Origin of the sequence: Peteryoungia ipomoeae (assembly GCF_004912165.1) — a bacterium.
Lineage (GTDB): Bacteria > Pseudomonadota > Alphaproteobacteria > Rhizobiales > Rhizobiaceae > Allorhizobium > Allorhizobium ipomoeae.
Genome location: NZ_STGV01000002.1, coordinates 642,309 through 648,833 on the forward strand (window position 1 = coordinate 642,309; position 6,525 = coordinate 648,833).

6 protein-coding genes are annotated in these 6,525 nt (G+C 63.1%); 5 read left to right on the top strand and 1 reads right to left on the bottom strand.

Going from position 1 to position 6,525, the window contains the following annotated elements:
- The first annotated feature begins 6 nt into the window (after positions 1-6).
- From FAA97_RS09580 to FAA97_RS09600, 5 genes are read left to right on the top strand one after another with little or no spacing between them, the layout of a single operon-like run.
- Complete coding sequence (locus FAA97_RS09580; RefSeq protein WP_136598291.1) at positions 7-1,170, top strand: isovaleryl-CoA dehydrogenase; 1,164 nt, start codon at positions 7-9, stop codon at positions 1,168-1,170.
- Positions 1,170-2,765: a carboxyl transferase domain-containing protein gene (locus FAA97_RS09585; RefSeq protein WP_136598292.1), complete on the top strand. Its 1,596-nt coding sequence runs from the start codon at positions 1,170-1,172 to the stop codon at positions 2,763-2,765. The genes FAA97_RS09580 and FAA97_RS09585 overlap by 1 nt, the downstream gene beginning before the upstream one ends.
- Before the next feature lie 7 nt (positions 2,766-2,772).
- The gene (locus FAA97_RS09590; RefSeq protein WP_136598293.1) at positions 2,773-4,629 is read left to right on the top strand and encodes an acetyl/propionyl/methylcrotonyl-CoA carboxylase subunit alpha; all 1,857 of its coding nucleotides are present in this window, start codon (positions 2,773-2,775) and stop codon (positions 4,627-4,629) included.
- Positions 4,629-5,081: a MaoC family dehydratase gene (locus tag FAA97_RS09595; RefSeq protein WP_136598294.1), complete on the top strand. Its 453-nt coding sequence runs from the start codon at positions 4,629-4,631 to the stop codon at positions 5,079-5,081. The genes FAA97_RS09590 and FAA97_RS09595 overlap by 1 nt, the downstream gene beginning before the upstream one ends.
- Positions 5,078-5,917: an HpcH/HpaI aldolase/citrate lyase family protein gene (locus FAA97_RS09600; RefSeq protein ID WP_136598295.1), complete on the top strand. Its 840-nt coding sequence runs from the start codon at positions 5,078-5,080 to the stop codon at positions 5,915-5,917. Before FAA97_RS09595 ends, FAA97_RS09600 begins: the two co-directional genes overlap by 4 nt.
- Positions 5,918-6,193: 276 nt before the next feature.
- Here the strand turns inward: FAA97_RS09600 and FAA97_RS09605 are convergent.
- Positions 6,194-6,525 (bottom strand): transposase (locus FAA97_RS09605; protein ID WP_136598296.1); only part of this gene is annotated, 332 nt, incomplete at its 5' end.

Sequence of the window (6,525 nt, forward strand, 5' to 3'; positions counted from 1 at the left end):
AGCCACATGACGGAGTTGGACTTCAGGCTTGGTGAGACAGCGGACATGATCCGCGAGACGACGGAGCGTTTCGCGCGTGAGCGCATCGCCCCGATCGCGGCAGATGTCGATCGACAGGATCGCTTTCCGGTCGAACTCTGGCCAGCCATGGGTGCGCTGGGACTGCATGGAATAACGGTGGCGGAAGCGGATGGCGGCCTTGGTCTCGGCTACCTCGAACATGTGATCGCCTGCGAGGAAATCAGTCGCGCTTCGGCCTCGGTCGGCCTGTCCTATGGTGCCCATTCCAATCTGTGCATCAACCAGATCGCACGCTGGGGTTCCAACGAGCAGAAGGCGAAATACCTGCCCCGACTGATCTCCGGCGCTGATGTCGGCAGTCTCGCCATGTCGGAGGCGGGGGCCGGATCGGATGTGGTCTCCATGCGGCTGCGCGCCGACAGGGTGGATGGCGGCTTTCGCCTCAACGGCACCAAGTTCTGGATCACCAACGCACCGTATGCTGAGACACTCGTGGTCTATGCCAAGACGGAACCGGAAGCCGGATCGAAGGGCATCACTGCCTTTCTGGTCGAAAAGGACTTCTCCGGTTTTGCCATCGGCCAGAAGATCGACAAGGTTGGGATGCGCGGCTCGCCAACGGCCGAACTCGTTTTCCAGGACTGTTTCGTGCCGGAGGAAAACGTCATGGGGCCGCTGAACGGCGGGGTCAGTGTGCTTATGTCCGGCCTCGACTATGAACGTGTGGTGCTGTCCGGCATCCAGCTCGGCATCATGCAGGCCTGTCTCGACGTCGTCCTGCCCTATCTGCGGGACCGTCGGCAGTTCGGCCAGCCGATCGGCAGCTTTCAGCTGATGCAGGCCAAGATCGCCGACATGGTGGTGGCCCTGAATTCCGCCCGTGCCTATGTCTACGCGGTCGCTCGCGCCTGCGATGCCGGCCAGACCACGCGGCAGGATGCTGCCGGTGCCATTCTCTACGCCTCCGAAAACGCGGTGAAGGTCGCCGAGCAGGCGATCCAGGCCTTGGGCGGCGCAGGCTATACGAAGGACTGGCCGGTCGAGCGCTACTGGCGCGACGCAAAGCTCCTCGATATCGGCGCCGGCACCAACGAAGTGCGCCGCATGCTGATCGGCCGCGAGGTCATCGGCACGGGAGGGACGCGCTGATGCCGGTTCTTCCCACTCTGCTCGACCGCGACAGTGAAGCCTTCAAGGCCAATGCTGCGCGCAATGCAGCCCTTGCAGAGGAACTGCGCTCGAAGGTGGCGACGACAGCGCTGGGCGGGCCGGAAAACCACCGGCAGCGCCATGTGGCACGCGGAAAGCTTTTGCCCCGCGACCGCGTTCTGCGACTTTTCGATCCCGGCTCTCCCTTCCTCGAAATCGGTCAGCTCGCTGCGGGCGGCATGTATGGTGGCGAGGCGCCGGGTGCCGGCATGATCACGGGTATCGGCCGTGTCTCCGGCCGCGAATGCATGATCATCGCCCATGATCCGACGGTAAAAGGCGGCGCCTATTTTCCGATGACGGTGAAGAAGCATCTGAGAGCCCAGGAAATTGCCGCTGAAAACCGCCTGCCATGCATCTATCTCGTCGATTCCGGCGGCGCGAACCTGCCGCACCAGGCGGAAGTCTTCCCCGACCGCGATCACTTCGGCCGGATTTTCTACAATCAGGCACAGATGTCGGCGGCCGGGATTCCCCAGATCGCCTGCGTGATGGGAAGCTGCACGGCGGGTGGCGCCTATGTGCCGGCCATGTCCGACGAAACGGTGATCGTCCGCAATCAGGGCACCATCTTCCTTGCCGGTCCGCCGCTGGTGAAGGCCGCAATCGGCGAGGTGATCTCGGCGGAAGATCTGGGGGGCGCGGATATCCATGGTCGAAGATCCGGCGTTGTCGACCATGTCGCCGAAGATGACGAACACGCTCTTCTGATCATCCGCGACATCATAGCCACGCTGAACCGGCCCAAAACGGTCGATATCGAGCGCGCCGAACCGCGCCCGCCGCTTTTCGACCCGCGCGAACTCTATGGCGTGCTGCCGCAGGATCTGCGCACGCCCTATGATGTGCGCGAGGTGATCGCCCGTATGGTCGATGGCTCCGAACTGCAGGAGTTCAAGCCGCTATACGGGGCAAGCCTCGTCTGCGGCTTCGCCCATATCTGGGGCATGCCGGTTGCAATCATTGCCAATAACGGGGTCCTGTTTTCCGAAAGCGCGCTGAAGGGCGCCCACTTCATCGAACTCGCCTGTCAACGACGTATTCCCCTGCTCTTTCTGCAGAACATTTCCGGCTTCATGGTGGGCGGAAAGTACGAGGCGGAGGGCATCGCCAAACACGGCGCCAAGCTGGTTACGGCCGTATCCTGCGCGCAGGTGCCGAAGATCACGCTGCTGATTGGCGGCAGTTTCGGTGCCGGCAATTACGGCATGTGCGGGCGTGCCTTCCAGCCTCGCTTCCTGTTCAGCTGGCCAAACGCACGTATTTCCGTGATGGGCGGCGAGCAGGCAGCGTCTGTGCTCGCGACCGTGCACCGGGATGCCGAAAGCTGGACGCCGGGGGAGGCCGAAGCCTTCAAGGCGCCGATCCGGCAGAAATACGAGGACGAGGGCAATCCCTATTACGCCACGGCCCGCATGTGGGATGACGGCGTCATCGACCCGGCTCAGACCCGCGATGTCCTCGGCCTCGCATTTTCCGCAGCGCTGAACGCCCCGATCCCCGATCGGGCGCAGTTCGGCATTTTCAGGATGTGAGGCGAGCATGATCGAAAGTCTCCTGATCGCCAACCGTGGTGAAATCGCCCGCCGGATCATACGCACGGCAAGACGGCTTGGAATACGCACGATTGCCGTTCATTCCGATGTCGACGAGACCATGGCCTTCGTCCGGGAAGCCGATGAGGCATTCCTGATCGGCCCGGCGCCGGCCCGCGACAGTTATCTTCGCCAGGACCGCATCCTGGATGCCGCGAGAAAGAGCGGCGCCGAGGCGATCCATCCGGGTTACGGCTTCCTGTCGGAGAACGCCGAATTCGCCGAAGCCGTTCTTGCCGAAGGCCTCGTCTGGGTCGGTGCACCGCCCGCTGCCATCCGCGCCATGGGCCTCAAGGATGCCGCCAAACAACGGATGATCGCGGCCGGCGTGCCCGTTACACCGGGTTATCTCGGCGCAGATCAGGATCCGGAACGGCTGCAGCACGAAGCCGACCTCATCGGCTACCCGGTGCTCATAAAAGCGGTCGCCGGCGGCGGCGGCAAGGGCATGCGCCGCGTCGACCGGGCAGATGAATTCGCGGCCGCCCTGACTGCCTGCCAACGCGAGGCTGCATCGTCCTTCGGCGACGCGCGCGTGCTGATCGAGAAATACATTCTCTCGCCGCGCCATATCGAAGTGCAGGTCTTCGGCGACACCCTTGGCAATGTCGTGCATCTCTTCGAACGGGACTGCTCGCTGCAGCGCCGGCACCAGAAGGTGATCGAGGAAGCGCCGGCGCCCGGCATGGATGCCGCAACGCGGGAAGCGGTGTGTCAGGCGGCGGTCAAGGCGGCGCGGGCGGTCGATTATGTCGGGGCCGGCACGATCGAATTTATCGCCGACGCCTCGGAAGGGCTGCGCGCCGACCGCATCTGGTTCATGGAAATGAACACCCGGCTGCAGGTCGAGCATCCCGTCACCGAAGCGATCACCGGGCAGGACCTGGTGGAGTGGCAATTGCGCATCGCCTCTGGCGAGGCTCTGCCGATGCGGCAGGATCAACTGTCCATCCACGGCTGGGCCATGGAAGCGCGGCTTTATGCGGAAAATCCCGCAAACGTTTTTCTGCCGTCAATCGGTCGGCTCGATCATCTGCGCCTGCCGGGTGCGCTGCGCATCGACAGTGGCGTCGAACAGGGCGACGAGGTGAGCCCGTATTACGACCCGATGCTGGCCAAGCTGATCAGCCACGGCAGCAGCCGGCGAGAGGCGGCGCGAAAGCTCGGTGAAGCCGCAGGCAAGGTCGAGGTCTGGCCGGTGCGCAGCAATGCAGGTTTTCTCGCCCGAATGCTTGGCCATCCCGACTTCCTGGCAGGCGCGGTCGATACAGGCTTCATCGAGCGGCATGCCGACGCGCTGGTGGGATCGGGGGAGCCAGGCGAGCAGGTCTTGCAGGCCGCCGCTGCCACCCTTCTGCCGCGTAAATCGCCCGATGTCTGGACGGCCCTGCCCGGCTTCCGCCTCAATGCCGAGCGCGACCATGACGTGTTTATCGAGGTGGGAAACAAGCCGTATCGCGTCAGGATGCAAGACAGGCAGCCTGACGTTCGCGCCGAAAACGGCGTGCTGTTCCTCGATGGTGACGCCTGGGCGATTGGCGTGCCACGGGCGGGACAGGGCGGCCATGGCCAAGGTGCCGGGGATGGCGCGATCATGGCGCCGATGCCCGGGATGGTGATTGCCGTCTCCGTGGCCGAGGGAGATCTGATCCGCCGCGGCCAGCCGCTGATCGTCATCGAAGCCATGAAAATGGAGCAGGTCCTGCACGCGCCGTTCGATGGCAAGGTAACAGAGTTGAAGGTTGCCAAGGGAAGTCAGGTGGTCGAGGGCAGTCTGCTGGTCAGGATCGAGGGAGAGAGCTGATGGCCGGACGCCATTTCGACGATTGGACGATAGGCGACAGGATCGTCCATGAAATCCGGCGCACGGTCACCGAGACGGACAACCTGATGTTCACGCTGATGACCCACAATCCGCAGCCGCTGCATCTCGACGTCGAAGCTGCGAAGGCGAGCGAATTCGGCCAGATTCTCGTCAACGGCACCTTCACCTTCTCGTTGATGGTCGGCCTTTCGGTCGGCGATACGACACTTGGCACGCTCATCGCCAATCTCGGCTACGACAAGATCGTCATGCCGAAGCCGGTCTTCCTCGGCGACACGATGCGGGCCGAAACGGAGATTGCCGATCTCCGGGAAAGCCGTTCTCGCCCGACCGCCGGCATCGTCACCTTCCGGCATGAACTCTTCAACCAGCGCCAGGAACTGGTCTGCCAGTGCCTCCGCTCCGCACTCGTCTCGCGGAGGCCGCAATGAGGTTGCGCTCCCTGCTCTTCGTGCCGGGCGACAGGCCGGATCGCATGGAGAAGGCGCTTGGCTGCGGCGCCGATGCCCTGATCTTCGACCTCGAGGATTCGGTGACGCACGACGCCAAGCAGACGGCCCGACAGGCAACGGCCGATTTCCTGCGCCATGCCAAAGGCAGGATCAAGCTTCTCGTCCGCGTCAATCCGCTCGACAGTGGCCTTCTGGACGGCGATCTCTCGGCAATCCTCGACGCTGAGCCGGATGGGCTTGTCCTCCCGAAGGCAGAGGGACCGTCAAGCGTCGAAGCCTTGGGCCTCAAGGCATCCGGCATACCGATCCTGCCGATCGCGACCGAAACCCCGGCGGCAATCTTCCAACTGGGCACCTACGCATCCGTCAGCGCAGAGCTTCTCGGCCTGACATGGGGTGCGGAAGACCTGCCCGCCGCCATCGGCGCGCTCGGCGCACGCGACGAAACGGGCCGCTATACCCCGCCTTACGAACTTGCCCGCTCTTTGACCCTGTTCGGTGCGCATGCGGCAGGCGTCGCCGCTATCGAGACCGTCTACCCCTCGCTATCCGATCCGGACGGACTGGCAGCCTATGCGCGCCGCGCCCGCTTCGACGGGTTCAATGGCATGATGGCAGTCCATCCTGCGCAGGTTCCCGTCATCAACCAGGCGTTTACGCCAACCGCTGAGCAAGTGGCAGAAGCACAGGCGATCGTGGACGCCTTTTCCGCTGTTCCGGAAAGGGGAACCATCCGCTTCGGCGGTCGGATGCTAGATGCGCCGCATCTGAAACAGGCAAAACGCCTGATTGCCGTCGCGCAGAGTTTGCTCTGAAGAACACTGAATCGGCCAAATTTTCAGCGCTCTCCCTCGAGCATGGCCGATGCATTTCCTGCCAAAGAGTCGTCCGCGCAGGGTCCCAGGCGGGCCGGAACTGGACATGGAGGTCAAGCGCGCTGCCAAGGCCTTTTCCCTCCAAGACGGCACGCCTCACCCCATCCGTGGATGTCACTATCCGTCTCGGCCTTGGTGAGGAAGATTGATGAAGCTTTCAGCCACCGAACCCGGAGGAAAATTGGGCTTAAGGCCACTGTTTATGTCTAGAGCGTTTCACCTTTTGACGGAACCATATCCTGCATTTGCGAGATAGTTGGCACATTCGGCGGGCTGGATGGTGTCGACCAGACTGCCGATGTGGCGCCAGGCGTCATCGATGGTCTGCTTCTGTGCATCGCGCATCCAGTGTTTTATCTTCGAGAAGGCCTGTTCGATCGGATTGAGGTCCGGTGAGTATGGCGGCAGGAACCAGAGGCGTGCACCGGCGGCTTTGATCGCCTGACGGATTGGCGTCGACTTGTGGCTGCCGAGATTATCCATGATGACGATGTCGCCCGGTTTGAGCACTGGCACCAACTGCTGCTCGACATAGGCGCGAAAGCACG

Coding starts and splice junctions, on each gene's coding strand:
- FAA97_RS09595 (WP_136598294.1), top strand. CDS start 4,629: ATGGCCGGACGCCATTTCGACGATTGGACGATAGGCGACAGGATCGTC.
- FAA97_RS09590 (WP_136598293.1), top strand. CDS start 2,773: ATGATCGAAAGTCTCCTGATCGCCAACCGTGGTGAAATCGCCCGCCGG.
- FAA97_RS09580 (WP_136598291.1), top strand. CDS start 7: ATGACGGAGTTGGACTTCAGGCTTGGTGAGACAGCGGACATGATCCGC.
- FAA97_RS09585 (WP_136598292.1), top strand. CDS start 1,170: ATGCCGGTTCTTCCCACTCTGCTCGACCGCGACAGTGAAGCCTTCAAG.
- FAA97_RS09600 (WP_136598295.1), top strand. CDS start 5,078: ATGAGGTTGCGCTCCCTGCTCTTCGTGCCGGGCGACAGGCCGGATCGC.